The following is a 26464-nucleotide window of genomic DNA, read 5'->3' as shown; positions in this document are numbered from 1 at the left end:
GTGGGAAAATGGATTTTAACGAAGAAGTCTTTTTAAATTTTTACGGCGATAAATTAAAAAAATACATGAAAAACCAGATATCTTTAAAACTTGTGAAAAATAACGTTTTTGAATTAGATATTGCGGATTTTTTAAAAAATTATTCAGAACTATGCGATATTAATGAGCATATAATAGAAAATCCAAAATTGGTTGAAGACCCATTACTTCATATTTTTAAAGAAGCATATACTGAACTTTTTGGGGAAGATGAACATATAAAAAAGGATTTAGAAAAAATGCAGATAGCATTTAAAAATCCACTTTCATGCGATAAAAAAATTGATGAAATAACCTCTTCAGAAATGAATAAGCTGGTTAAATTTGAGGGGAACATTATAAAGGCCGCTAAGGTTTGTGCGCTGTTAAAAAAAGCATGTTTTGTTTGTAGGGCATGCGGAAGTTTGCATTATAAAACAATACACGACTATTTTGAAACTCCAAGGAGTTACTGTAAAAATCAAAACTGTAGAAGTGAAATGACGATTGATTATGATAGCTCTTCTTACGTAAACATACAGGAACTTGAAATTCAACAACCAATTGATTTAATGAAAAATCCTGACGACCCTCCAAGAAGCATCCGTGTTTTTTTAGAAAATTCTGATGGAATTTATTCTGGAAGAGTGGATGTAGTTGGAACGGTCATGAAAAAGATGACAAGGCCAAACATGCCGGTTTTTGAGATTTACACTAAAAGTAACCACGTGAAACTTGGCGAAAACTTTCAAAAAATTGAAGTTAGGGATATTATAAATAATTACGAACTAATTGATACATTAAATGAACTTGGAAAAAAGGAAAACATAATTGATATCCTTTCAAACTACTTAATCCCGCAAATTAAAGGATATGACGTTGTAAAAAAAGCCATATTTTTACAGCAGGTAAAAGGATGTATAAAATACCTTCCCGATGGCTCAGAATTAAGGAAAGATAGCCATATACTTTTAATAACTGATCCGGGAATTGGAAAATCTACAATGCTTAGAAAAATTTCAAGACTTTTTCCCCAAAATTCCTACGCTTCAGTTACTACTGCAACAGGCGGAGGACTTACCGCAAACGTTGTAAGGGAAGCAACTGAAATTGGAGATGGATGGGTTGTAAAACCCGGCGTATTTGTCCGTGCAAATGAGGGAACGGCATGTATTGATGAATTAACTGTTGATAAAAATGTTATGAAGTATATTTTGGAAGCAATGGAGTCTCAGACAATTCACGTAAATAAAGGGGGAATAAATGTAAAATTACCTGCAAAATGTGCGGTTCTTGCAGCATGTAACCCAAAACGTGGACGATTTGATAGAAATATGGGGGTAGTTGAACAAATTGGAATTCCCGCCCCATTATTAAGTCGCTTTGATTTGATTTTTCCATTAAAGGATTTACCTGACCGTAGAAGGGATTTAGATATTGCAGAACATATTTTAGAAATGCATGTTGAAACTGCAACAAAAAAGTATACAAAAGTTTTAGGTTCAATTGACATTGACGGAATAAAGGTTGACGAAAACATTATTAAAAATTATATAATCTATGCAAGAACTTGTGCTTACTTTGATGATAATCACCACCTTTATTCGGGAGAGGTTGATGAAAAAAAGCTAAAAAGTCCTTCTTTATCGGAAAATGCTAAAAAATTAATTAAAGAATACTATGTAAATATGAGAAAACTTGGGGAAGGGGATAATCCGGTTCCAGTTACTGCAAGACAGCTTGAAGCTGCAATTAGAATTTCAGAAATGCACGCAAAAGCTAGACTTTCTAAAAAAGTTGAAGAAAAAGATGCAAAAATTGCGATAGATATAATAGAAGAATGTTTAAAACAGATTGCATACGACCCGGAAACTGGAAAATTTGACATAGACAAGGGAATGGGTGAAATCCCAAAGTCGAAGCTTGATAAAATGGATAGAATTTTAGCAATTATTCGTGAACTTTCAGTAATCTCCGATACCGGACTAGCAGATGAAGATGATATTTTAGAGAGGGCTTTAGAATTTCAAATTTCAGAAAAAGATGTGCATGACTTATTAGAAAAATTAAAAAAGAGTGCAGACGTATTTAGCCCAAAATATGGATACTATCGGCTTACTTAATATCTTACATAATATAAGTAAAATTTATTTTCTTTTTTAAATATAACCATAAAAATTAAACATATTGAAAAAGAGAACTTTAAATTAAAAGGTTAATTCCATCCATCAAAGCTTCAACAGAGGCCATTATAATATCTCCATGTGCTTTTTTAACTTCTACAACTTCATTTCCTCGTCTAAGGTGGACTATAACCTCGATTAATGCATCAGTACCGCCTGAAACCGCACGCACGTTATAGTCTTCAAGTTCGATATCTGCAACTCCACTTAAAGCTTTTCTAACAGCATTTATTGCAGCGTCAACAGGCCCTACTCCGTAGGAAGCTTCCCTGATATTATCTTTAATATTGCAGTCATTTGCAAATTTTAAATTAATTGATGCAAGAGGGGATATTTTATTTCCTGATAAAACTGTTAATTCATCTAAAATTACCTTTTTCTCTAAAGTTACGCCCCTTACTTCATTAATGACTGTTTTTAAATCAACATCACTAATGTATTTTCCAAGGTCCCCAAATGTTTTGATTTTTGAATATGCTTCTTCAAACTGTTCATGACTTAGTCCAATGTTCATTAATTCAAGCTTGTATTTTAAAGCAGCCTTTCCACTGTGTTTTCCTAAAATTATTTTTCGCCTATTTCCAACCATTTCAGGACTTATTGGTTCATATGTTTCAGTATTTTTCATAAGGCCATCTACGTGAATTCCAGCTTCGTGGGAAAATGCATTATCTCCAACAAGTGCTTTATTTGCAGGAACAGGTATTTTCATCATTTTTGATACAATTCTAGAAATTTTATAGAGTTTTTCAGATTCAATGTCTGTATTTATATTGTATAGCGATTTTAAACCCATTACTACTTCTTCTAGTGAAGCATTACCTGCCCGTTCACCAATACCGTTTACAGTTACGTGGCATTGTGTCGCCCCCGCATGAATTGCAGAGACAGTATTTGCAGTTGCCATTCCAAAGTCATTATGGCAGTGGATGGATATTGGAAGTTTTGTGTATTCTTTTATATTTTTTACGAGTGTTTCAGCTTTATTTGGAGTTAATATTCCAACAGTATCGCATAAACACATTCTATCAGCATTTAATTCTTCCCCCATTTTAAAGAGTTCTTTTAAAAATTCAAGATCACTTCTTGTTGCATCTTCTGCAGAAAGTTCTACAATTAAGCCATGATTTTTTGCATATTCAACGGCCTTTAAAGCATCATTTAAATTTTCTTCTCTTGTTTTTCTTAATTTGTATGTCATGTGTAGGTCTGAAGTTGGAACTACCAAGTGAACGCTATCTACATTACATGAAATTGCAGAATCAATGTCTACTGGAAGTGCCCTTACAAATGAAGCAATTTCTGCATTTAGATTTTCAGAAGTGATTAATTTTATCGATTCTCGTTCCCCTTTTGACGTTATTGCACTACCTGCTTCAATAATATTGACACCAAGCTCATCAAGTTTTATTGCTATTTCAAGCTTCTGACTTGGCGTTAAAGATACGCCAGGGGTCTGTTCCCCATCTCTTAGGGTAGTGTCAAATATTTTAACCATGGTTATCCTCTCGATATTAATATTTCTGATTTAGTAATTTTTTAGTAATTTTTTAGCAATGATAGGTTTAAATATAATTTCATTGATTAATTGATAAAACACAAGTAGTGTATAATTGCAGGTTGTAAATCAATATAATCTAATTTATTATTTAAAAGGTGGTGTTGTTTGGTTACAGTAATGAAATTTGGTGGAACCTCTGTTGGTAATGGCGAAAGGATAAGAAACGTTGCAAAAATCGTTGTAAACAAGACAAAAGAAGATAAGGACGTATGTGTTGTAACCTCGGCAATGACACAAGTTACAAATTCACTTATCGAAATTTCTACACAGGCACTTGATGTTCGAGATATTGCAAAAATAAACAATTTTATCGAAGATTTAAGGATAAAACACGAAATTGCAATCGATCAGGCAATCTTTAACCATGAAATAAAGACCGAAGTTTCAAAAACAATTGAAAGTTCGATAAATGAACTTGAAAAAGTTCTTGTTGGTGTTTCTTACCTTGGAGAATTAACTCCTAAATCAAAAGACTTTATATTGTCCTTTGGTGAAAGACTCTCTGCACCAATTTTAAGCGGTGCAATAAGGGATCTTGGAAAACATTCTCTTTTTTTAACAGGAAGAGATGCAGGAATTGTTACCGATGACTCATTTAGCTGTGCAAAAGTAGTCCGACTTGAAGTTTTAGATAAGGTCTCCCCTATATTAAAAGATGGATTTATTCCCGTTATAACCGGATTTATCGGGGGAACTGATGATAATCAAATAACTACATTTGGAAGGGGCGGTAGTGACTATTCCGCAGCACTAGTTGGTTCGGGATTGAATGCGGACATGGTCGAAATATGGACTGATGTTAGCGGAGTTTTGTCGGCAGACCCAAGAATGGTCGAAAATGTAAAGCAGATTCCAAGAATGTCATATATCGAAGCAATGGAACTTGCATATTTTGGCGCTAAAGTTCTTCACCCAAGAACAATGGAGCCAGTAATGGAAAAAAAGATTCCTTTAAGGATTAAAAATACATTTGACCCTGAAAATGAAGGTACCTTAGTAACAGACAGTGCAGAAACATGTAATTCGGTAATAAAAGCAATTACGACAATTAAAGACGTTATATTAATTAATATTTTTGGTGGCGGAATGGTTGGAGTTAGCGGGACTGCTGCAAGAATATTTAACGTACTTGGAAATTCAAATGCAAATGTAATACTAATTACACAAGGTTCATCTGAAACAAACATATCAATTGTAATATACGATGGCGAACTTGAAGCTAAAAAATGTGTAAGAGAATTAAAAGAAGAATTTGGCGAATGCCATTTAATTAAGGATATAACCTTTGATAAAGAGGTATGTGTGGTTTCCGTAGTCGGTTCAGGAATGAAAGGTTCAAAAGGAATTGCAGGAAAATTATTTGATGCAGTTGCAGAAAGTGGGGCAAACATAAAAATGATTGCACAAGGTTCATCTGAAACAAACATATCGTTTGTAATTGATGAAGAAAACCTTGAAAACTGCTTAAAAACGTTACACAAAACATTTATTGAAAATAACTAATTTAAATTTTAATTTAAATTTTTAAGATCAAAAAAGAAAAACATTTATTCTAAGTTAATTTCTTCGGAAAATTCTTCGACTAAAACATCTTTTTTGCCACTGTTAATGTTTTTTGAACGTCCTTTTTCCCTATCTATACTCATCTGTTTTTTTACAGACTCTAATGCATCTTTTAGTACCTCTATAAAGTCCCACCTCTGCTTTTCAGATACTAACTCAATCTCTTCTCCATCCCAATCTATTCTCTTTGTTCCAGAAAGTTTTGGTTTTCCTTCCGCAACATATAATTTTTTTGGAGTTTTTACGTACGTATGTACGGTGTAGTAAGGAATTCCTCCTTTATCTCTTTCTTTTTTAACGCTTATTCTTATCCAGTGTATTTTTCTTGCGTAAGAGGCAATTTTTCTTACTTCCGTAAATAATATTCTTTCTGCAAGGTCTTTTTGTTCTTCATCAAAGTCCCCGTGGATTTCAACTTCCACAACAGATTCTGCCCTTAATTCTGCAATATATTTTAAAATATCAAGCCTAGTAACTATTCCCCTCAATGAACCATCTTTAAATACTGGAACTCCCCTAACATCTTGATTTTCCATTAGTTTTGCAACATCTGCAATTGAATTATCTAATTCTGCAGATATTATCGGGGAATTCATTATCATTGATACAGGCTGTGCCATTCTTGGCATTTTATCTCCTTTAAGTTCACCAACAGTCATTTTGGTTTTTGGCTTAAAGACTTTTTTAACTATGTCATCTTCCGTTACCATTCCTGTTGGATTTCCATTTTTATTGAGTACAACAAGCCTTCCAATGTTGTATTTCATCATTAAACTTCTGGCTTTTCCGATACTTTCATCACTATCTATAGTAATGGGGCTTTTAGACATTATTTTATTTACCAAAACGTCTCTCAAAAGCTTTGACTTTGCTGCACACCTCATGATGTCGTAGTCTGTAATGATTCCAACCATGTTGTTTTTTTCATCAATAATCGGTGCAACTCTTTGACCGCTATTGATCATTTCAAACGTTGCATCCATTACTGAAGTGGTCTGATTTACGCAATAGGGTCTAAACATCAAATCTTCAACTTGCTGGTTTACTGAATTTGCAAGTAGTAAATCATACATTGTCACAAGATATATTTCATTTTCCCGTTCAACAATTAAGTTGTGGAATCTTTTATTTTCCATAATTCCAATAGCTTTTAATATTGGCGTTTCTGGAGCTACTGTGACAACATCTTTCGTGGCTATGTCAATTACTTGCTCTTTCAAGACCTTCACCCCTTTTTAAAGTCCATAGTATATCTATGATTTTGGCTTTTTATATGGCTTTTGATTTGAATTAAATAGGTTAGTATCTTACAAATTTTTAGGATATAATGGAAAATAAAATATTATGGCTAAAATGAAAAAATGGTCAAAAACGCTGTCTTTAGAAATTTAGATTTGTCCGTAACGTATATTAAGTAATAATTTAAATCTTTGGTATAAAATACAGGACTAAATGGAGGATAATATGACTATAAAAATCGGAATTATGGGATATGGAAATTTGGGTAAAGGAGTATATTCTGCAATTAAACAAAATCCAGATATGGAACTTGTGGCAGTATTTACAAGAAGGCCAAAAAACAGCATAAAAATTCAAGAAGATGCAAAAATAGTTTCAGTAGATGATGCAAAAGAGTATGTTGATAAAATCGACGTTATGATACTTTGTGGCGGTTCTGCAACAGATCTTCCAGTACAGGGGCCAGAATTTGCAAAACTTTTTAATACAGTAGATAGCTTTGATACTCATGCAAAAATTCCAGAATACTTTGAAGAAGTTGATTTGGTAGCTAAATCTAACGGACACACGAGTGCTATTAGTATTGGATGGGATCCGGGGTTATTTTCAATAAATAGAATGGTTTCAGAAGCAATACTTCCCGATGGTAAAGAATATACATTTTGGGGTAGTGGGGTAAGTCAGGGACATTCAGATGCAATAAGGAGAATTTCAGGGGTTAAAAATGGTATACAGTATACGATTCCTTTAGATGGCGCAATAAACCGAGTGAGGAGTGGAGACGACCCAAATCTTGAAACTAAGGAAAAACACTTAAGAGTATGCTATGTTGTTTTAGAAGAAGGCGTAGATAAAAATAAAGTGGAAAAAGAGATTAAGGAAATGCCAAACTACTTTTTAGATTATACTACCGAAGTTAATTTTATAACTGAGGATGAATTGAAATTGAATCATTCGGGAATGCCCCATGGGGGATTTGTAATTCGAAGTGGTAAAACTGGATTTAATAAAGAAAATAAGCACATTGTAGAATTTTCATTAAAACTAGACAGTAACCCCGAATTTACTGCAAGCATTCTTGTAGCTTATGCAAGAGCAGTATTTAAAATGAATAAAGAAGGACATTTTGGTGCAAAAACTGTATTTGACATATCACTTGGCCATTTATCACCAAAAAGTTCGGAAGAACTCAGAAAAAATTTACTTTAAATTTCTATCTTTAAACATTTAATATTTAAAATATTTAAAATAGGCGTTAAAAAATTAAAAAGAATTATTTAAAACTTTTCTTAACTTTAAAGTAACAAAAACAGTATTCTGCCCCAATTAATACCTTTCAAGTTCGTTTGCAACTACATTTAAAATTTCGTTTGTAAGAATATTTACTTTTTCCGTTCTTTCGGAAACTTCAACTATTTTTCTTCTAAGTCTTTCCGCATCACACTGTTCAATATCCCTTGCTTTTAATGTTTTTCTTTTGTCTTTTCCAGCATTTTGTTCTGCAATTTGGGTTGTTGTTACAATAATTTCTTGAAGTAATTCCACTAATTTTTCAACTGATTCAGCAGACACGTTCATTTCAGTATGTTGCTTCATAATTCTTTTAACTGTTCCTTTAGGTATCATATTATAACCTCTTAATAATATATTTATAAATATATAAGGTTTTTAATTATTTAAAGCTTCTTTAACCAAATTGAATTAAAAATAGAAATGCAGATAAATTAAAAATTCAAAATAATGAATTTACAGTAAACTTTCATCGCCCAGTGGAACAATATTTTTTTGTTCATAGTCTAAATAACTTAACCACTGTTTTTTACACTCGCAGTCAACGTCTAGTTTTTCAATTTTTTGTGTAAGTGTAAATTCATTAAATATCTCTTTTATTTTTTCCCCACATTCACAAGTGATATTATTATGCGCACCTCTTTTCGAATTTACTCCAGATGTATCACACATTATTAACGCATCAGGATTTTGTGATTTTACTTCCTTTAATATTTCCAAAATACTCCATAAAAATGGTGGCCTATACTGATTTTTTTTCCATATCAATTCTATTAACGTTCCTGTATGCACTGTTGCAGGACAGAAGGATATTCTGCTACAACCAATTTCAATGCACTCATTTGCAGTATTTATTGAATCCAAAATGGCTTCTTTTTCAGTTATGAAAAGCGGTTTTATCAAGATATATGATTTTATACCGACATTGTATTCTTTAGAAATCTTAAAAGCCTGTTTAATCACTTCTCTACTTACTCCTTTATTTATTGATACGTTTCTAATTGTATCGTTAAAACTTTCGATTCCAACTCCAATTTCAACATTACATGACAAATTTTTTCGGATTGATTCCATGTTTTCTGAAGTTACAAACTCTGCTCTGGATTCTATTGCAACTTCTTTTACCCCTAAACTTTCAATTTTTTGAAATATGTATTCCCTTACATCAATTGGAATTTCAAAAGGGTCTAAAAAGCTTCCCGATGTAAAAAGTTTTATTGACATATTGTTATTAATTACTTCCAAATTTTTTTCAATTGTCCTATCAAACTGATTTTTCAAGTTTTCTGAAGTGATTTCTACTGGAGATGCATCCATTAGGTAGCTACACATCGTACAACCACCGGAATCATACGCCCATTTACATCCTTTGGTTCTTAAAATTATTGTAAGACTTTTTCCAATGGTTTTATCTTGAAATATGTCGTCTTGAATCCATGATGCAATTGGATAATCAGGATTTTTTTCTTTTCTCTTTTTAAGATTTTTTACACGTAAATTTTTTAAATAATGGGTCATTGACATAATATCCCTCAAAAATAAAAACTAAATTAAAAATTTAAAAATAAAATAATTTTAGTATTTTGGATTTATTTTAAGATTAATTTTCAAGCTCTTTTAATGAATAAACTCCAAGGTCGCCAGTTTTAATAGCTTCAATCGCCTTTATTGCAGCATATGCTCCTTGAAGTGTAGTCATGTATGGAACGTTTAATTCTACTGCAGCTCGCCTTATATAATACCCATCACTTCTTGCTCGGTCTCCTGATGATGTATTTATTATTAAACTAATGTCTCCTTTCTGCATCAAATCAAGAACACTGTTTTGCATACTTTCAGAAATTTTACTAACTTCCCTTGCAGGAATTTCAAATTGTCGCAATTCTCTTGCAGTCCCAGTTGTTGCAACGATTTCAAAACCTAATTCATGGAATTTTTTTGCAATTTTTGTAATATTATTTTTATCCCTATTTCTAACACTTATAAATACGGTTCCAGATGTTGGAAGTTCCATGTTTGCAGAAAGCTGGGATTTATAGTATGCTTTTCCAAAATCGAGGTCAATTCCAATTGCTTCACCAGTTGATTTCATTTCAGGACTTAAAACTGGGTCAACCCCTGGAAGTTTTAAGAATGGAAACACTGCTTCTTTTACACTAACGTATTTCGCCTTTGCAGTTCCAAAATAACCCATTTCTTTTAATTTTTTACCCATAAGTGCATTTGTAGCAATTTTTGCTAATGGCACACCAACTGATTTACTGACGTAAGGAATAGTTCGTGACGCTCTAGGGTTTGCTTCAATTATATAAACTATTCCATCTTTTATCGCATATTGGATATTTAAAAGGCCTATTACGCCAAGTTCAAGTGCAAGTTTAGTGGTATATGTTTCAATTTTTGAAATTACCTCTTTTGATAGCGTTTGTGGCGGAATTACGCATGCACTATCTCCGCTATGAATTCCAGCTTCCTCAATATGTTCCATAATAGCGCCGATAAATACACTTTCCCCATCACAAACTGCATCAACATCGACTTCAATAGCCTCTTCTAAGAACTTGTCGATTAATATTGGATGTTCTGATGAAACTTTAACTGCTTCATTCATGTAATCTTTTAAATCCTCAAAATTATAAACAATCTGCATTGCACGCCCGCCTAAAACATAAGATGGCCTTACAAGTGCTGGAAACCCGATTTTTTCAATGACCTTAAGGGCTTCTTCTTCACTAAATGCAGTTCCGCCTTCTGCTTGCGGTATTTCTAACTTTTCAAGAACATGGATAAATTGATCCCTATCCTCTGCAAGGTCAATCGAATGCGGTGAAGTTCCTAAAATATTAACACCTGCACCATATAAATTCATTGCAAGGTTAATTGCGGTTTGGCCTCCAAATTGGACAATTACGCCTAAAAGTTCTCCATTTTTACTTTCATTTTCAATAATATTCATTATTTCTTCAAACACTAATGGTTCAAAGTAAAGCCTGTCTGACGTATCGTAGTCGGTACTTACTGTTTCAGGGTTATTATTTATTATAATTGCTTCAATTCCTATTTCTTTTAATGCATAAATTGCATGAACTGTTGAATAATCAAATTCAACACCCTGACCAATTCTAATTGGCCCTGAACCTAGTATGATTACCTTTTTACGACTTGTTGCAATACTTTCGTTTTGTTCTTCGTCAAAGTATCGTTCGTATGCAGAATAGTAGTATGGAGTTTTTGCTTCAAATTCTGCTGCACAAGTATCTACCATTTTGTAAACTGGGATTACGGAAAGTTTTTTTCTTAATTCCCGTATTTCTGTTTCTGTTTTTGAAAATATTTTTCCAATCTGAAAATCTGAAAATCCTAATTTTTTGGCTTTTAAAATTATTTCTTTTAGCTTGTCATTGTCTACTGGGAGTCTTGAAACTACTTCAAGTTCTTTTTTACAATCTACAATATTTTTAATTTTTTTAATAAAGAATGGATTAATGCTTGTTCTTTCACAAATTCCATCGACGCTCCAACCCTTATCAAGGGCGTATGCAATTACAAAGAGCCTTTCATCCGTAGGTTTTTCCAAAAGTCCTATAATCTCAGAATTCGAGTAATCTCTATCTTTTTTATCCGAAATAATCCCATATCTTCCAATATCTAAACTTCGAACTGCTTTTTGAAGTGCCTCTTCTAAAGTCCTTCCAATTGCCATTATTTCCCCAGTTGATTTCATTGCAGTTCCAAGTCGTTTATCAACTGTTTTAAATTTATCAAATGGCCATCTTGGAATTTTTACAACAACGTAGTCGATAGTAGGTTCAAAACTTGCAGGGGTTTCTTTTGTAACGTCATTTTGGATTTCGTCAAGTGTAAGTCCAATTGCAATCTTTGCAGCAATCTTTGCAATTGGATAACCCGTTGCTTTACTTGCAAGTGCAGAACTTCTTGAAACTCTTGGATTTACCTCAATTACCACGTATTCGGTCATTTCAGGATTAACTGCAAATTGGACGTTACATCCCCCCTCTATTTTCAAATGTCTTATAATATTTATTGCAGCATCTCTTAATTTTTGGTGGAATTCATCGCTTAATGTTTGCGAAGGTGCTGTAACGATGCTTTCACCAGTATGTATTCCCATAGGGTCGATATTTTCCATGTTACAAACTACAATACATGTATCGTTTCTATCCCTCATTACTTCGTACTCGTATTCTTTCCAACCTAGGAGGCTTTGGTCGATTAAAACCTGTTTTATCATAGAATATTTCAAACCTTTTTTTGTAATTTCAATTAATTCTTCTTCAGTATTTGCAACGCCACCACCGGTTCCCCCTAGTGTAAATGCAGGCCTTACAATTACGGGATACCCTAAAACATCCACTGCATTAAGTGCCCCTTCAATTGAGTTAACTGCGGCAGATTTCGCAATTGGCTGTTTTATTTCCTCCATTGCCTTATTAAATAAGTCCCTATCTTCTGAAGTTTCAATTACTTTTTCAGTTGAACCCAAAAGCTCAACACCGTGTTTTTCTAAAATTCCCCTTTTTGAAAGCTCCATTGCAAGGTTTAAACCGGTTTGGCCACCCATTGTTGGGAGTATTGCATCGGGTTTTTCCTTTTCAATAATTTTTTCTAAAATTTTTGGAGTCAAAGGCTCTAAATAAACTCTGTCAGCAATATTTGAATCAGTCTGAATCGTTGCAGGGTTTGAATTTACCAATATCGTGTAAATTCCCTCTTCCTTTAAGGATTTACAAGCCTGAGAACCTGAAAAGTCAAATTCAGCTGCTTGACCTATTACAATTGGTCCAGAACCCAAAATCATTACTTTATTTATATCCTCTCTTTTCAAAATTCCACCTTAGGATACGTTTTTTCATACTATATTCGTAATTGTTTTTAAACTATTATGTAAAATTAAAATGCTAAATTATATCAATTTTACAAATTTAATAAAGATGTAAAACTAATAAAATCATAAACTTTGTATGATAGACCAATATTTAAATTATCCGCTCAAAAAATTTAGGCCTTTATAACATCTAATTTTAAAAATACAAAAAGTAATAAAACGGCAAAATAATAAATAAAATAATAAAAATAGGTTATTATTTAATCCATTTTTAGCTAATAAATATTATTCGATCCATGTATCTCTTAAATATTCAAAATACCCGTCTTTTTCCATTTCAAGCATTACTGTATTTATATTATTTAATAATTCAACGTTTCCTTTTTTAAGAGCAATTCCCATGTATATAATATCAAGGTGTTCATCAAGTACCCTAATATTTTGATTTTGACTATTATAATTTATAGAATCAAGATCTGTTATTGCAGCAGATATTTTTTTAGAATTCAAGTCAGAATACATTATTTCCGGGCTACTATATTTTATTATTTCAAAAGAACGTGTTCTTCTTAACTCATTTGCTTTATTTTCCATTAACGTTCCTTTTAATACTCCAACTTTTTGACCCTCAATATCATTTATTTTGGAAATACTACTGTCTTTTAAAACTGTAATAACTGTAAATGTATATCTATAGGGCCTTGAAAATTCAAATTTAGTTTTTCTATCAATAGTTATCCCAATTCCTGCAATTGCACAGTCTATTTCATTATATTCAAGGGCGGAAAATAACCTTTCAAATTCATAAACTTTAAAGTTTACGTTGTAATCCATTCTTTTGGCCATTTCAGAAATCATTTCGATTTCGTAGCCAGTTAACTCATCATCTTTCATATATGTCATTGGAGCCATATAGGGATATACTCCAACAGTTAAAGTCCCTTCTTTTAGAGTGAGTTCATTATTTTTTAAAATACAACCTGAACTTGCAATCAAAAGAAGAATTAATAACAATGCAGATTTATGTTGCATTTTTTCCACATCCTTAAACATTTAGAAACTGAAATTTAATTTACTTAGCTTTAATTAAATTTACTTAAATTTACTTAAATTAAACCAAATTTAATAGTGAAGTTAACTTTAGCAATAAAATTACATTTTATATAATCTCTTTTTTACGATATTAAAATGTATTTATATGATTTTTGAAATAACGTATATTATGAAAATGATATCATGGAATGTAAATGGAATTAGGGCCTGTTTAAAAAACGGCTTCATGGATTTTTTAAATTCGAAAAATCCTGAAATAATATGTATTCAAGAAACCAAAGTCCAAAAAGGTCAGGTACAGCTTGGATTAAACGGTTACTTTGAATACTGGAATTACGCTGAAAAGAAAGGCTATTCTGGAACCGCTATTTTTACTAAAATAGAGCCAAAAAGTGTGAAATACGGTATAACTAATTACAAAAGTGATAAAGAAGGCCGTGTAATTACTCTTGAATTTGAAGAATATTTTTTGGTAAATGTATACACTCCAAATTCACAAAGGGGTCTTAAAAGATTAGAATGTCGGCAAAAATGGGACAAAGATTTTTTAAATCATTTAAAAACTCTTGAACAAAAAAAGCCTGTGATATTTTGTGGGGATTTAAATGTTGCCCATAAAGAAATAGATTTGAAAAACCCAAAGCAAAATATAAAAAACGCAGGTTTTACAAAGGAAGAACGAAATGGCTTTGACAATTTAATAAATTCAGGTTTTTTAGATACATTTAGGGAATTAAATAACGAACCTGAAAACTACACTTGGTGGAGCTACCGTTTTAATGCAAGGGAAAAAAACATAGGTTGGAGAATAGATTATTTTTGCATTTCAAAAAAATTACGAGAACGATTAAAAGATGCATTTATAATGTCAGAAGTACTTGGTTCAGACCACTGCCCTGTTGGAATTATCATTGAATAATATCGTACGAATAAACCTAAAACTTTTTATTTTTAGATAATGGCTAAATCGGTAAGATTTATAAACTAAACCACATTACATTTAAGAGATTACTTTTCAAAAGGATTTAATAAAGGACACCAAAAATAGTGATAATTATGAAAGATACAGTAATGGTTTATTTACTAGAAAACTCAATTAAATTTAACGGAAAACCAAATCCAAAGGCAGTAATGGGTAAAATTCTTGGTGGGAATCCCGATTTAAGAAACAGGGTTAATGAACTAAATGAAGTTATTTCAAAGGTTTTGAAAGAAATTGAAGTAATGTCTCTTGAAGAACAGCAAATTAAATTAAATGAAATTGCTCCGGAAGGTTTAGTGCAAAAAACTGAACGAAAAAGAAAAGAAATTGAATTAAAAAATGCAAAAGATAAAGTTGTAATGAGATTTGCACCAAACCCCTCTGGACCATTACATATCGGGCATGCAAGAGCGTCTGTATTAAACGATTTTTTTGCTAAAAAATACAATGGAAAGTTAATTTTAAGGCTTGAAGACACTGATGCAAAACGAGTTCTCCCAGAAGCTTATGAAATGATTGAAGAAGACCTAAAATGGCTTGGAATTAAGGTTGACGAAGTAATTATCCAATCAGAAAGACTTGAAATTTACTATGGATACGGCAGAAAATTAATCGAAATGAGTTACGCTTATGTTTGTGACTGTAATCCTGAAGAATTTAAGGAATTACGGGAAAAAGGAATCCCTTGTAAATGTAGGGAAACAACGCCAGAAACAAATCTTAAACTATGGGAAAAAATGCTTGCCGGAGAACTGGATAACGTTGCAGTAAGACTTAAAACGGATATTGGGCACAAAAATCCGTCAATTAGGGATTTCCCGATATTTAGAATTGAAAAAACGCCCCACCCTAAAAATGGAACAAAATACCACGTATATCCTTTAATGAATCTTTCAGTAACGATTGACGACCACCTGATGGGAATGACCCACGTATTACGGGGAAAAGACCATATTATAAATACTGAAAAGCAGGAATATATTTACAAGTATTTTGGATGGGAATCTCCCGAATACATTCACTACGGAATTTTAAAAATTGAGGGGCCTGTTTTAAGTACGTCAAAAATGCATACAGGAATTTTAAGCGGAGAATATTCCGGATGGGACGATGCACGGCTTGGTACACTAAGGGCCCTTAAAAAAAGAGGAATAAAGCCAGAAGCACTATATAAGTTAATGGTTGAAATTGGAATAAAGCAAGCAGACGTTAAATTTGCATGGGAAAACTTAAATGCAGCAAATAAGGAAATAATCGATAAAGATGCGAAAAGATTTTTCTTTGTCGATAGCCCTAAAAAAGTTATAATTACAGGTTTTAAAAACAAAAAAATTAATTTAAGAATGCACCCTGATAGAAGCGACTTTGGAAACCGGGAACTTTTGTTTGATGGCGAAATTTACGTTTCAGACGACCTTGAAGCAGGAAAAATGTATAGGTTAATGGAATTATTTAATATCGTTGTAGAAAAGATTGAAAACGGTGTAATTTATGCCCATTATGATAGTGATGACATAAGCGTTGCAAGAACAAACAAAGCAAATATTATTCACTGGATACCGATAAAAGACAGTGTAAAAGTAACCGTAATTGATGAAAATGCAGAAAAAATTGAAGGATTTGCAGAAAAAGACTTTTTAATTACGGAAGAGGATGATTTTGTTCAATTTGAGAGATTTGGATTTGTTAGGATTGACGAAAAATTAGATGATGGATATATCTGCTACTATACTCACAAATAATTTTTTTAGTTATTTTTTACTATCTAATATACTTACGTTTATTTTTGAAATTAAAGGATATTTAAAATTTAAAATTACTTATGAGTATTTATAATTAAATCAATGAAATACTATTTTAAAATTTGGTGATTTTGAGGAATATTTATGAATAACTACAAAATTTTAAGTCGAAAAGTCGAAAAGAAAAATGCAGGAAAAAAATTAAGCGATTTTTTATCTGAAGACTTTGAACTTTCAAACAAAATGATAAAAAAATACGATAAAGAAAAGAAAATTTTTGTAAATTCTAAAAATATTTCTTTAAAATCCAAATTAGTGGAAAATGAAGTGGTTTATGTTAATATTGATGCTGGAAATAATACCATAATTGCTGAAGAAATTCCAATTTCTGTAATTTATGAAGATGAATACGTAATGATTATTGATAAACCAAAAAATATGGTTGTTCATGAAACGAAAAATGTCGTTTCAGGGACTCTTTCAAATGCAATTTCAAATAGGCAGAAAGTAAATAATCAGAATTACAAAATAAGGTTCGTAAACCGACTAGATATGGATACAACTGGAATTTTGATAGTTGCAAAAAATCCTTATTCTCATTATCTAATTTCAAAGCAGATGGATGAAGGAATTTTTGAAAAAAAGTACATCTGTGTAGTAAATGGACATTTAAGACTTAAATCCGGAATAATTAGTAACCCATTGGATTTGGGTGAAGATGGCATTAAACGAGAATTAAAAAATACTGGAAAAGAATCAAAAACAAAATATACTGTTATTGAAGAATTAAAAAATGCATCCCTACTTGAAATTGAACTTTTTACGGGAAAAACTCATCAAATAAGGGTTCATTTATCGAGTATTGGAAATTTCATAATTGGGGATGAACTTTATGGTGAAAAATCAGATTTAATTGATAGGCAGGCACTTCACTCAAGCAGTTTAAAATTTATTCACCCGATAACAAAGGAAAATATGCATTTTAAATCAGAAATTCCAAAAGATATTAAAAATTTAGTTGAAAGGCTTAGGAAATGAAAAGTAAGCTAGAAAAATAATTTTGGTGTAAAAAATGGTGCTTTTGAAAAACTGTAAAATAGTATCTGAAAATTCAATAAACGAAGCAGATATTTTAATTGAAGACAGGATAATCCAGAAAATTGGAAAAAACATTGAATATTCTGGAGAAAAGATAGATTTAACTGGAAAATATGTATTTCCTGGAATAATTGATTCACACGTTCACTTTCGATGGGGAAATTCTGAAAAGGAGGATTTTGTTTCAGGAAGTGAGGCTGCAATTTTTGGAGGAGTAGTTTTTGCAATAGATATGCCAAACAATAATCCGCCTGTTACAACAAAAGAAATTTTTTATAAAAAAATGAATGAAGGAAATGAAAAAAGTAAGGTAAACTTGTATTTTTCCTACGGAGTTACTGAAAATAATTACTTAGAAACAATTTCTGATGCAAAATTTTACAAAATTTTCACGGTAAAGTCTGTTGGCGACTTATTTATATCGGATTACTCTAAATTAAGAGAAATATTAGACCAAAATAAAATTTTTGCAGTTCATGCAGAACATAAGGATGTAATTTTAAAAAATTCCGAGACTTATAACTTAGATAGCTTTGAAAACCACTGTAAAATTAGAAGTAGGGAAAGTGAAATTGAAGCAGTCAGGGAGATTTTGGACGCACTTAAAGAAGTTGATAAAAATAGTAGAAATACTCCCCACGTTCATTTTTGCCACATATCTGTTAAAGAAGCGCTTGAATTGATAAAAAATGCCAAAAAAATGTTTAAAAACGTTAAAATAAGTGTTGAAGTGTCCCCCCACCATTTATTTTTAAACTCTGAAATGGCAGGAAATTTAAAAGGTTCTGGAAAATTCAATCCCCCACTAAGGACAAAAGAAGATAATTTGGCGCTTTTAAATGGAATAATTGAGGGAACTGTCGATATTGTTTCTACTGATCATGCACCACACAAAGACTGCGAAAAATTAAATCCTGTGGAAAACTGCCCTTCAGGGATTTCAGGAATTGAAACACTTGTGCCGTTAATTATGAACTTGGTTCACGATAAAAAAATTTCAATTTTTGATGTTTACCGAGTTTTATCAAAAAATCCATCGGAAATATTTAAAATAAACAATAAAATCGAGATTGGAAATTTTGCAAATATGTCTATTATTGATTTAGATAAAAAAATGACCATATCTGGAAAAAATTTTAAATCAAAGTCAAAAATAACTCCTTTTGAAAATTGGGAAGTTATGGGAGTTCCCGTTTACACAATAGTCAATGGAAATATTATCCAAACAAATATTTAAATATAATTAAACGTAAATATAAGTTATTTATGGAGGGATAAAATGAGTTCAATGTTAAAGCCAGTACTTATTGGCGGTATTGTTTGTGGTATTCTTGCAGGAATTCCAATTGTTAACTGTTTAAACGCTTGCTGTTTACTATATATCCTTGCAGGAGTTATTACTGCACACATGATGATTAATAATGGGGAAAAAGGACTTGGAAATTTTGCGGTTGCGGGGGGCCTCAGTGGAACAGTTGCAGGTATTATTGGCGGCATTCTAAGTTTTATATTTTCTCTTATAATGAATGTTCTTTCAACAGTATTTAACTTATCAACGGATTCAGGAATGCACGTTTCAGAAGGTATACTCGGAATAGGTGCAAGTGCAGCCGGTGGAATTATCGGAATAATCTTTGCAGTAATATTTGGCGCAATATCTGGAGCAATCGGGTCAGTAGTATACTCTAAAATAAAAGGAATTTAAATGGATAAAAACTACTTTTTTATTTTATTCATTTTTTTAATATTTTATTTGGGGATTTTTTTTGCACCTTATTTTATGAATTTATCTTTTGATTCGCCATTTTTTAGCGTAATTTCCATGATTATTTATCAAATGTATTCAATGACGTGCCACCAGCTTTCTGAAAGGTCTTATTTTATCTTTGACCATAAAATGGCAGTTTGTGCAAGATGTTTTGGAATATATACTGGTTTTTTGGTAGGTTTAGTAATTTACTCCTTATTTAGTAGAATAATTAATTATAAAACCCTTTCAAAATGGTATCTGATAATATCACTTTTACCAATGGCAATTGATGGAACAAGCCAACTTTTTGGTTTAAGGGAAAGTTTCAATTTAATGAGGCTTTTGACGGGATTATTATTTGGATTTACCGTTGTATTTTATGTACTACCTGTTTTTTTGGAAGTTATGAATAATACTACCAAAGAGGATATAAAAACTATTTTTAAATCATTTAGGGTAAAAAAAAGATAATTCTAACAAAAAATAGTCTTTTAAAATCAATTGAAAGTAATTAAAAACAATGTAAATTTGAAAATGGAGTTACTAATTTTAGATAATTATTTATACTAAATTAATTCTAAAATGTATTAATAATAAAGTTTTAGTACCATAATTAACAATAAAATCCATATTGGTGGTAAAAAATGACGTATTATCTGTCGCAAAAGTTTAATACTATTAATAATTCGGGATTTAAATTAAATTTAGTTGAATTTGTTGTTTTATTCCAGTGGTGGCAGTAATCACTGTGTAATTTGTTAGTGGACGCTTTAGTCTAATTTGAATAGTATTTTCTAACTGATAATTTGAACTTTAAAGATTTTAATATACATTTAATCGATATATTTAAGATAATTAATGTATATTGGACTTTCAAACATTCAAATGATTAAGTTGATGGATTAATCACGATTTAATTTTAGGGGATAATATGACCATAGAGTTTAAAAAACAGGCGAGAGCCATACAAAATTTTGGTAAAAACCCAATAATTGCGGAAATTAAAGTTCACTCTCCAAAATACGGTGATTTATTGAACGGGAGATCTGAACTTGATATTTTAAAAATATACGAAGATGCAAACGTAGTCGGAATTTCATATATTACAGATAAACAGCATTTCAATGGAAATTTTGACGTTTTCAAAAAGATATGCGAAAATACCGACCTTCCAGTTTTAAGAAAAGATTTTATCACTACAAAAGATGAAATCGAAAAAACTGCGAATGCAGGTGCAAGTACTGTACTGATAATTGCAAGGCTTTTGAAAGAAAAAACGGCAGAGTTTGTCGATTTTGCACTTGAATGCGGGCTTGATACCCTTGTTGAAGTGCACAACACTGAAGAAATCGAAATTGCAAAACATACGAATACAACAATGATCGGGATAAATAATCGGGACATTTCAAAACTGGAACTCGATGACGGAACCGTTTCTTTAACCGAAAAACTTGCAGATTTAATTCCAAAGAACAGGATACTCGTTAGTGAAAGCGGAATTTCAAATCTAGCAGATTTAAAACAGGCACTAAAGCATGCTAATGCTGCACTTATTGGAACATCATTTATGACAGCAAAATATCAAGAAGAATTCGTAAAAAGCTTTGTTGAGGGAAAATAATGCTTAATAAGCTTGTAGAATGTGAAAACCTCACTTTTGAAGAATCATACGAATTATTTAACATGCTTTTAGAGGAAAGTGAAATACGAATTGCAGCATATTTAACGGCTTTACAGACAAAAGGCGTTACTGCTGATGAAATTGCAGGATTTGCAAAAGCAATGAGGGATAATGCGGTTAAAATTGATTTAGGGGAAGTTACGGATACTTGCGGAACCGGTGGAGATGGTTCAAAAACAATAAACGTTAGCACAGCAGTTTCGATAATATTAGCATGCTTTACGAAAGTTGCAAAACACGGAAACGTTTCAGTTACTTCAAAAAGCGGTTCAGCAAACGTTTATGAGGCATTGGGATGTAAAATTTTGGAAAATCCAGATGAAGCGAAAGTTTCAATTGAAAAAACAAATTTTGCATTTTTATTTGCTCCAAAATACCACCCAGCACTTAAAAAAATAATGCCTGTAAGAAGTGAATTGAAAATAAAAACTGTATTTAACATATTGGGCCCTTTAGCAAACCCTGCAAATCCTAAATATCAAATACTTGGGGTAAATTCTCCAGAACTTTCTGAAAAAGTAGCAAATGCCCTATCAAAAGTTGGCGGCGTTAAAAAAGCACTAGTTATAAATGGAAATGGGCTTGACGAGTTAAATCCAAACGGGGCTTCAAAGATAACTGAATACAACGGAAAATTTGAAACCTACGAAATAACGCCAGAAGACTTTGGATTGGAAAATACAAAAATAATTCCTTGTGAAAGCCCAAATGAAAGTGCAAGACGGTTAATTGATGTATTTTCTGGAAAAATTAATGAAGATAGGAATTTTATATTGATGAATGCAGGAGCTGCACTTTATGCATCAGAAATTGTTTCTGACTTTTTAGAAGGTGTTGAAATTGCAAAAAATGCAATAGATTCGGGAAAAGTTCTTAAAAAGCTTGAGATGATAAAAAATGTATAAATTGGATTACGTAAACCCGTTAAAACTTTATGGGGTTTTAAGGGATGAAGGAAAGTATCCAGTAATGCTTGAATCAAGAGCTAAGGGGCAAATTAATGCAAGGTACACTTACATTTCTTCAAATCCTGAATACATGCTTAGAATTGGAAATAAAACCAAAATGGATAACGAAACAATTTCAAAAGAAAGCAATCCCTTCAAAGCATTAAAAGAAAACTTTAAAATTACTCAAAAAGGCGATAGATTTACAGGAGGATATGTTGGATACATTGCTTATGACTGCATACATAACTACATTGGCGGAAAAATCGAGGAACCTTCGGTATTTGGTTATTACGACCACATGTATGTTTATGACCACGTTACAAGGCAGTTTTACTTTCACTCTGAAAATAATTCAGCTGAAGAATTAACGAATGCTAAAAAAACTGTTGAAAAAGCAAAAAACTTCAAAATCGAACAAGAAGACGGGGGAATTGAAGTATTAGGATGTGACGCTAATTTTGAAGAATACGTGGAAATGGTTGAACGGGCAAAAGAATATATTTACGCAGGGGATGCATTTCAAGTCGTTCCTTCAAGAGAATATCAATTAAAAAATGAATTTTCTGCATTTCAACTCTACCAAAATCTCAGAAATATCAATCCAAGCCCTTACATGTTTTTACTTGAATTTGATAAAGATGTAGTTGGAGCATCCCCTGAAACAATGGCATCAGTTCAAAACAACGTTTTAAAGGTAAATCCGATTGCAGGAACTGCGCCGATTGGAAAAAATGAAAATGAAACTAAAAAATTGGCGGAAATACTTTTAAAAGACGAGAAAGAGCGAGCAGAACATATGATGCTGGTTGATCTTGCAAGAAACGATGTTAGAAAAGTTTCAAAATCCGGAAGCATAATTCTTGAAAGATTTTTTGACGTTGTAAGGTACAGCCATGTTCAACACATAGAAAGCGAGGTTCTTGGAACATTGAAAAACGGTTCAACAATATTTGATGCAATAGAAGCAGCATTTCCGGCAGGAACATTAACGGGGGCTCCAAAATTTAGGGCAATGGAAATTATCGATGAAATTGAAAAATCGAGAAGAAAAATCTACGGTGGAGCTGTAGGTTACTTTTCAAACAGTGGAAATGCGGATTTGGCGATCGGAATTAGAATGGCCGAAATTGACAGTGTTTGTAGGGTTAGGGCAGGTGGTGGAGTAGTTTCTGACTCAGTACCTGAAAATGAATACTACGAAACAGAGCGGAAAATGGCCGCAATGATGAAAGCATTGGGTGTTAAAAATGATAGTAATAATCGATAACAAAGATTCGTTTGTATGGAATTTGGCCGATTATGCATCGATTTATGATAATGTACGCGTGGTTCCAAATAATATCACGATTTTTGAATTAAAAAAATTAAATCCTGATGGAATAATTATTTCACCAGGGCCGGGGGCTCCGGAAAATAAAAAAGATGTAGAAAACTGCCCTGAAATTATACTGGAAATGAATGTACCCGTTCTTGGAGTATGCCTTGGACACCAGACAATTGCGCACATATTTGGTGGAAAAGTTGGAAGAATTTCTCCAGTTCATGGAAAATCGAGTTTGGTAACGCACGACTCAAAAGGGATATTTAAAGATATTAAAAACCCATTCACTGCTGGAAGATACCATTCATTGGCAGTTTTAAAGGTTCCTGAAAATTTTACAGTTACTGCCATGTCTGAAGATGGAGCGGTAATGGGAATAAGACACAATGAAAAACCAATTGAAGGGGTTCAATTTCATCCTGAAAGCGTATTGACGGAATTTGAAGAAAAAGAAGGCTTAAAAATTATTGAAAATTTTGTAAAATTTTGTAAAGATTACAAATATTCTAAAAAAGAAATATTCTAAAAAAGGAATTTACGTGAAAAGATGTTCATAAAAATTTGTGGAATAAAAACTCCAAACGAACTGAAAATTATTGAAAAGTACGGGGATTTTACAGGAGTAATTTTAGAATGCGTTTCAAAAAGAAAAATTGGGGTTGAATCAGCAAAAAATCTTATAGAAATATCAAATATCCCTGTATTTGCGGTTTCAACTACTACCGAAGTTTTGGCATGGAAAAATATAATTGAATTAACGGGTACAAATTATTTACAGATGCATTCAAATATTGATTCAAAATCCGTAGAAGCGATAAAAAAGGAATACGGATGTTTTATAATGAAATCGTTTAAAATTCCTGAAAAGAGCGAATTCCCAGAAATTGATGCAGAAAACATTATTTTGGATATTGAACGGTATGAAGTTGATAGAATTCTTTTAGATACTGGAAAAGGATGTGGAATGGTTCACGATCACAGGATTAGCCAGATAATTGCAAAAAAATTTGATATTGTTCTTGCAGGAGGACTCAATACAGATAACGTGTCTGAAATCATAAAAAAGGTAAAGCCGTTTGGAGTTGACGTTTCAAGCGGAGTTGAAAATAAAAATTCAAAGGACGAAGGATTAATAAAAAAATTTTATGAAAATGTAAAATCGGTGAAATTATGAAGTGTGAAGGATACTTTGGAGAATTTGGTGGGCAGTTTATCCCTGAAGTTTTGATGCCTGCAATTGATGAACTAAAAGAAGCGTATTTTGAATTAAAAGACGATGAAGATTTTCAAAATGAGCTTTCTTACTATTTGAAACATTATGCCGGGCGTGAAACTCCGCTTTACTACGCTGAAAACCTGACTAAAAAGCTTGGAGGTGCAAAAATCTACTTAAAACGGGAAGATTTGCTTCACGGCGGGGCTCACAAAACGAATAACACTATTGGTCAGGCATTACTTGCTAAAAGAATGGGCAAAAAAAGAATAATTGCAGAAACTGGTGCCGGGCAGCACGGTGTTGGAACTTCGATGGCAGGAGCACTATTTGGACTTGAAACAGAAATTTTTATGGGGCGCCTTGATACTGAAAGACAGCAACCAAACGTATTTAGAATGAAACTTCTCGGTGCAAAGGTAACTCCTGTAGATACTGGGTCAAAAGTATTAAAAGACGCTGTAAACGAAGCAATGAGAAACTGGACTGCAACTTTTGAAAACACGCACTATTTAATCGGAACTGTTATGGGGCCACATCCTTTCCCGACTATTGTAAGGGATTTCCAGTCCGTAATAGGAAAAGAGGTTAAAAAACAAATGACGGAACAGGAAGGAAGGTTTCCCGACTATTTAGTTGCATGCATTGGTGGCGGAAGTAATGCACTTGGTTTATTCCACGCATTTATTCCAGATAAGGAAGTTAAGATGATCGGAATTGAAGCAGCTGGAAAAGGCCTTGATACAAGCTTACACGGTGCATCTATTTCAAAAGGAAAAAAAGGAGTTCTTCACGGAATGCTTTCGTACTTTTTACAGGATGAAGATGGTCAAATCGAAGAAGCATACAGTATTTCGGCAGGACTAGATTACCCCGGAATTGGCCCTGAACATGCATATTTACACAATTCTGGGCGAGCAGAATACGCATCAGCAACTGATGAACAGGCATTAAATGCACTTATGGAACTTACAAGAAGTGAGGGAATAATTCCAGCTCTGGAATCATCACATGCAGTAGCTTATGCAATTGAAAATGCGGGAACCATGGATAAGGATGATATAATGGTCATAAACCTTTCAGGGCGTGGCGACAAGGATTTAAACACGGTAATTGACATAATGCAAAAAAGAGGGATGTAAATGAATAAACCTGTATTAGTTAGTTTTTTAGTTTCCGGGGACCCAAATGCAGACGCAACGTTAAAATTCATGAAAGCACTTGATAAATATTCTGGCGTAATTGAACTCGGAATTCCATTTAGCGACCCCGTTGCAGATGGAGCTACAATTCAGGCAGCAGATGTCAGGGCATTATCAAACGGCTTTAAAATTGCTAAATCCTTTGAAATATTAAAGGAATTTAGAAAAGAGTCAAATACTCCCGTAATTTTGATGACTTACTATAATCCAGTATACAACCGGGGAATTGAAAACTTTGTAACTCAGGCAAAAGAAGCAGGAGCAAACGGCCTTATTATTGTTGATTTACCGCTACAGGAAGCAACAGAATATCGAAAAATCTGTAAAAAACACGAAATGGGAACGGTATTTCTTTCAGCACCGAACACGCCAGAAGAACGTTTAAAAATGTCAGACGAAGCAAGTACTGAATTTTTATACCTTATTTCAACATTCGGGATAACTGGTGCAAGGGAATCGTTTGAACAGATGACATTTGACTTTATCAAAAGGGCGAGAAAAACTTGTAAGGGAAAAATCTGTGTTGGATTTGGAATTTCAAAAGGAACTCACGCTGAAAGCTTGATTGAACAGGGTGCTGATGGAGTAATCGTTGGAAGTGCTTTTGTTGATATTATTAAAACATACGGGGACTCTAATGAAGCGATTACTAAATTAGAAGAGCTCGCAAAAGAGTTGCATAATGGAATCGAAAAAGGATTTGAAAAAAGAAATAAATAAAAAATAAACAATAAATTAAAAATTTTAATATTTTATAATTTTAAAATATTGG

The 26464-nt window shown here is 32.5% G+C and carries 22 protein-coding genes; 16 read left to right on the top strand and 6 right to left on the bottom strand.

What is annotated here, in order from left to right; all coding sequences use genetic code 11:
• The first annotated feature begins 8 nt into the window (after window positions 1-8).
• The gene (locus MEVAN_RS01790) at window positions 9-2141 is read left to right on the top strand and encodes an ATP-binding protein (RefSeq protein WP_011972160.1); all 2133 of its coding nucleotides are present in this window, start codon (window positions 9-11) and stop codon (window positions 2139-2141) included.
• Window positions 2142-2220: 79 nt separating this feature from the next.
• On the opposite strand, the gene MEVAN_RS01785 is transcribed toward MEVAN_RS01790, so the two are convergent.
• On the bottom strand, window positions 2221-3714 hold the full coding sequence (locus MEVAN_RS01785) for a (R)-citramalate synthase (RefSeq protein ID WP_394295942.1): 1494 nt from the start codon (window positions 3712-3714) through the stop codon (window positions 2221-2223).
• Between the two features lie 153 nt (window positions 3715-3867).
• Here MEVAN_RS01785 and MEVAN_RS01780 point away from each other — a divergent pair, with 153 nt between their 5' ends.
• Window positions 3868-5265, top strand: a complete 1398-nt coding sequence (locus tag MEVAN_RS01780; protein WP_011972158.1) for an aspartate kinase — start codon at window positions 3868-3870, stop codon at window positions 5263-5265.
• 44 nt (window positions 5266-5309) lie between these two features.
• Here MEVAN_RS01780 and MEVAN_RS01775 read toward each other — a convergent pair whose 3' ends face one another.
• Window positions 5310-6545, bottom strand: a complete 1236-nt coding sequence (locus MEVAN_RS01775; RefSeq protein WP_011972157.1) for a CBS domain-containing protein — start codon at window positions 6543-6545, stop codon at window positions 5310-5312.
• 244 nt (window positions 6546-6789) lie between these two features.
• Between MEVAN_RS01775 and MEVAN_RS01770 the strand changes: the two genes are divergently transcribed.
• The gene (locus MEVAN_RS01770; RefSeq protein WP_011972156.1) at window positions 6790-7773 is read left to right on the top strand and encodes a diaminopimelate dehydrogenase; all 984 of its coding nucleotides are present in this window, start codon (window positions 6790-6792) and stop codon (window positions 7771-7773) included.
• Between the two features lie 117 nt (window positions 7774-7890).
• On the opposite strand, the gene MEVAN_RS01765 is transcribed toward MEVAN_RS01770, so the two are convergent.
• The 4 genes from MEVAN_RS01765 to MEVAN_RS01750 form a co-directional block, all read right to left on the bottom strand.
• Window positions 7891-8190 carry a histone family protein gene (locus MEVAN_RS01765; protein WP_011972155.1) on the bottom strand — a complete coding sequence of 100 codons (300 nt, stop codon included), beginning with the start codon at window positions 8188-8190 and terminating at the stop codon, window positions 7891-7893.
• 120 nt (window positions 8191-8310) lie between these two features.
• Window positions 8311-9378, bottom strand: a complete 1068-nt coding sequence (locus tag MEVAN_RS01760) for an archaeosine biosynthesis radical SAM protein RaSEA (RefSeq protein WP_011972154.1) — start codon at window positions 9376-9378, stop codon at window positions 8311-8313.
• Between the two features lie 76 nt (window positions 9379-9454).
• Complete coding sequence (gene carB, locus MEVAN_RS01755; protein ID WP_011972153.1) at window positions 9455-12700, bottom strand: carbamoyl-phosphate synthase large subunit; 3246 nt, start codon at window positions 12698-12700, stop codon at window positions 9455-9457.
• A gap of 285 nt (window positions 12701-12985) precedes the next feature.
• Window positions 12986-13732 (bottom strand): ABC transporter substrate-binding protein, encoded by a 747-nt coding sequence (locus MEVAN_RS01750; RefSeq protein WP_011972152.1) that lies wholly within the window; start codon window positions 13730-13732, stop codon window positions 12986-12988.
• Window positions 13733-13922: 190 nt separating this feature from the next.
• Here MEVAN_RS01750 and MEVAN_RS01745 point away from each other — a divergent pair, with 190 nt between their 5' ends.
• The 13 genes from MEVAN_RS01745 (at window position 13923) to trpA (ending at window position 26412) form a co-directional block, all read left to right on the top strand.
• Complete coding sequence (locus tag MEVAN_RS01745) at window positions 13923-14672, top strand: exodeoxyribonuclease III (RefSeq protein ID WP_048059218.1); 750 nt, start codon at window positions 13923-13925, stop codon at window positions 14670-14672.
• Between the two features lie 137 nt (window positions 14673-14809).
• On the top strand, window positions 14810-16477 hold the full coding sequence (locus tag MEVAN_RS01740) for a glutamate--tRNA ligase (RefSeq protein WP_011972150.1): 1668 nt from the start codon (window positions 14810-14812) through the stop codon (window positions 16475-16477).
• Between the two features lie 144 nt (window positions 16478-16621).
• The gene (locus tag MEVAN_RS01735) at window positions 16622-17515 is read left to right on the top strand and encodes an RluA family pseudouridine synthase (RefSeq protein ID WP_011972149.1); all 894 of its coding nucleotides are present in this window, start codon (window positions 16622-16624) and stop codon (window positions 17513-17515) included.
• A 34-nt stretch (window positions 17516-17549) separates the two neighbouring features.
• A complete protein-coding gene (gene pyrC / locus MEVAN_RS01730) occupies window positions 17550-18812 on the top strand; it encodes a dihydroorotase (RefSeq protein WP_011972148.1) in 1263 nt (420 codons plus the stop codon).
• Window positions 18813-18854: 42 nt separating this feature from the next.
• Window positions 18855-19280, top strand: coding sequence for a hypothetical protein (locus MEVAN_RS01725; protein WP_011972147.1), 426 nt, complete (start codon window positions 18855-18857; stop codon window positions 19278-19280).
• A 117-nt stretch (window positions 19281-19397) separates the two neighbouring features.
• Window positions 19398-19796 carry a DUF2085 domain-containing protein gene (locus MEVAN_RS01720; RefSeq protein ID WP_232179327.1) on the top strand — a complete coding sequence of 133 codons (399 nt, stop codon included), beginning with the start codon at window positions 19398-19400 and terminating at the stop codon, window positions 19794-19796.
• A gap of 460 nt (window positions 19797-20256) precedes the next feature.
• Entirely contained in the window at window positions 20257-20946 is a 690-nt protein-coding gene (trpC, locus tag MEVAN_RS01715) for an indole-3-glycerol phosphate synthase TrpC (RefSeq protein WP_011972145.1), read from the top strand.
• On the top strand, window positions 20946-21911 hold the full coding sequence (gene trpD / locus MEVAN_RS01710) for an anthranilate phosphoribosyltransferase (RefSeq protein ID WP_011972144.1): 966 nt from the start codon (window positions 20946-20948) through the stop codon (window positions 21909-21911). Before trpC ends, trpD begins: the two co-directional genes overlap by 1 nt.
• On the top strand, window positions 21904-23223 hold the full coding sequence (locus tag MEVAN_RS01705; protein WP_011972143.1) for an anthranilate synthase component I: 1320 nt from the start codon (window positions 21904-21906) through the stop codon (window positions 23221-23223). The genes trpD and MEVAN_RS01705 overlap by 8 nt, the downstream gene beginning before the upstream one ends.
• The gene (locus MEVAN_RS01700) at window positions 23204-23803 is read left to right on the top strand and encodes an aminodeoxychorismate/anthranilate synthase component II (protein ID WP_011972142.1); all 600 of its coding nucleotides are present in this window, start codon (window positions 23204-23206) and stop codon (window positions 23801-23803) included. Before MEVAN_RS01705 ends, MEVAN_RS01700 begins: the two co-directional genes overlap by 20 nt.
• A gap of 21 nt (window positions 23804-23824) precedes the next feature.
• Window positions 23825-24451 carry a phosphoribosylanthranilate isomerase gene (locus MEVAN_RS01695; RefSeq protein ID WP_011972141.1) on the top strand — a complete coding sequence of 209 codons (627 nt, stop codon included), beginning with the start codon at window positions 23825-23827 and terminating at the stop codon, window positions 24449-24451.
• Window positions 24448-25632, top strand: coding sequence for a tryptophan synthase subunit beta (trpB, locus tag MEVAN_RS01690; protein WP_011972140.1), 1185 nt, complete (start codon window positions 24448-24450; stop codon window positions 25630-25632). Before MEVAN_RS01695 ends, trpB begins: the two co-directional genes overlap by 4 nt.
• Window positions 25633-26412 (top strand): tryptophan synthase subunit alpha, encoded by a 780-nt coding sequence (gene trpA, locus MEVAN_RS01685; RefSeq protein ID WP_011972139.1) that lies wholly within the window; start codon window positions 25633-25635, stop codon window positions 26410-26412.
• Window positions 26413-26464: the final 52 nt, after the last annotated feature.

The organism is Methanococcus vannielii SB (assembly GCF_000017165.1).
In the GTDB taxonomy this organism is placed as follows: Archaea; AGJL01; Methanococci; order Methanococcales; family Methanococcaceae; genus Methanococcus; species Methanococcus vannielii.
This window is presented reverse-complemented; position numbering and strand designations above follow the sequence as displayed.

Coding starts and splice junctions, on each gene's coding strand:
- MEVAN_RS01790 (WP_011972160.1), top strand. CDS start 9: ATGGATTTTAACGAAGAAGTCTTTTTAAATTTTTACGGCGATAAATTA.
- MEVAN_RS01770 (WP_011972156.1), top strand. CDS start 6,790: ATGACTATAAAAATCGGAATTATGGGATATGGAAATTTGGGTAAAGGA.
- MEVAN_RS01765 (WP_011972155.1), bottom strand. CDS start 8,190: ATGATACCTAAAGGAACAGTTAAAAGAATTATGAAGCAACATACTGAA.
- MEVAN_RS01760 (WP_011972154.1), bottom strand. CDS start 9,378: ATGTCAATGACCCATTATTTAAAAAATTTACGTGTAAAAAATCTTAAA.
- MEVAN_RS01750 (WP_011972152.1), bottom strand. CDS start 13,732: ATGCAACATAAATCTGCATTGTTATTAATTCTTCTTTTGATTGCAAGT.
- MEVAN_RS01745 (WP_048059218.1), top strand. CDS start 13,923: ATGAAAATGATATCATGGAATGTAAATGGAATTAGGGCCTGTTTAAAA.
- MEVAN_RS01740 (WP_011972150.1), top strand. CDS start 14,810: ATGAAAGATACAGTAATGGTTTATTTACTAGAAAACTCAATTAAATTT.
- MEVAN_RS01735 (WP_011972149.1), top strand. CDS start 16,622: ATGAATAACTACAAAATTTTAAGTCGAAAAGTCGAAAAGAAAAATGCA.
- pyrC (WP_011972148.1), top strand. CDS start 17,550: ATGGTGCTTTTGAAAAACTGTAAAATAGTATCTGAAAATTCAATAAAC.
- MEVAN_RS01725 (WP_011972147.1), top strand. CDS start 18,855: ATGAGTTCAATGTTAAAGCCAGTACTTATTGGCGGTATTGTTTGTGGT.
- MEVAN_RS01720 (WP_232179327.1), top strand. CDS start 19,398: ATGATTATTTATCAAATGTATTCAATGACGTGCCACCAGCTTTCTGAA.
- trpC (WP_011972145.1), top strand. CDS start 20,257: ATGACCATAGAGTTTAAAAAACAGGCGAGAGCCATACAAAATTTTGGT.
- trpD (WP_011972144.1), top strand. CDS start 20,946: ATGCTTAATAAGCTTGTAGAATGTGAAAACCTCACTTTTGAAGAATCA.
- MEVAN_RS01705 (WP_011972143.1), top strand. CDS start 21,904: ATGTATAAATTGGATTACGTAAACCCGTTAAAACTTTATGGGGTTTTA.
- MEVAN_RS01700 (WP_011972142.1), top strand. CDS start 23,204: ATGATAGTAATAATCGATAACAAAGATTCGTTTGTATGGAATTTGGCC.
- MEVAN_RS01695 (WP_011972141.1), top strand. CDS start 23,825: ATGTTCATAAAAATTTGTGGAATAAAAACTCCAAACGAACTGAAAATT.
- trpB (WP_011972140.1), top strand. CDS start 24,448: ATGAAGTGTGAAGGATACTTTGGAGAATTTGGTGGGCAGTTTATCCCT.
- trpA (WP_011972139.1), top strand. CDS start 25,633: ATGAATAAACCTGTATTAGTTAGTTTTTTAGTTTCCGGGGACCCAAAT.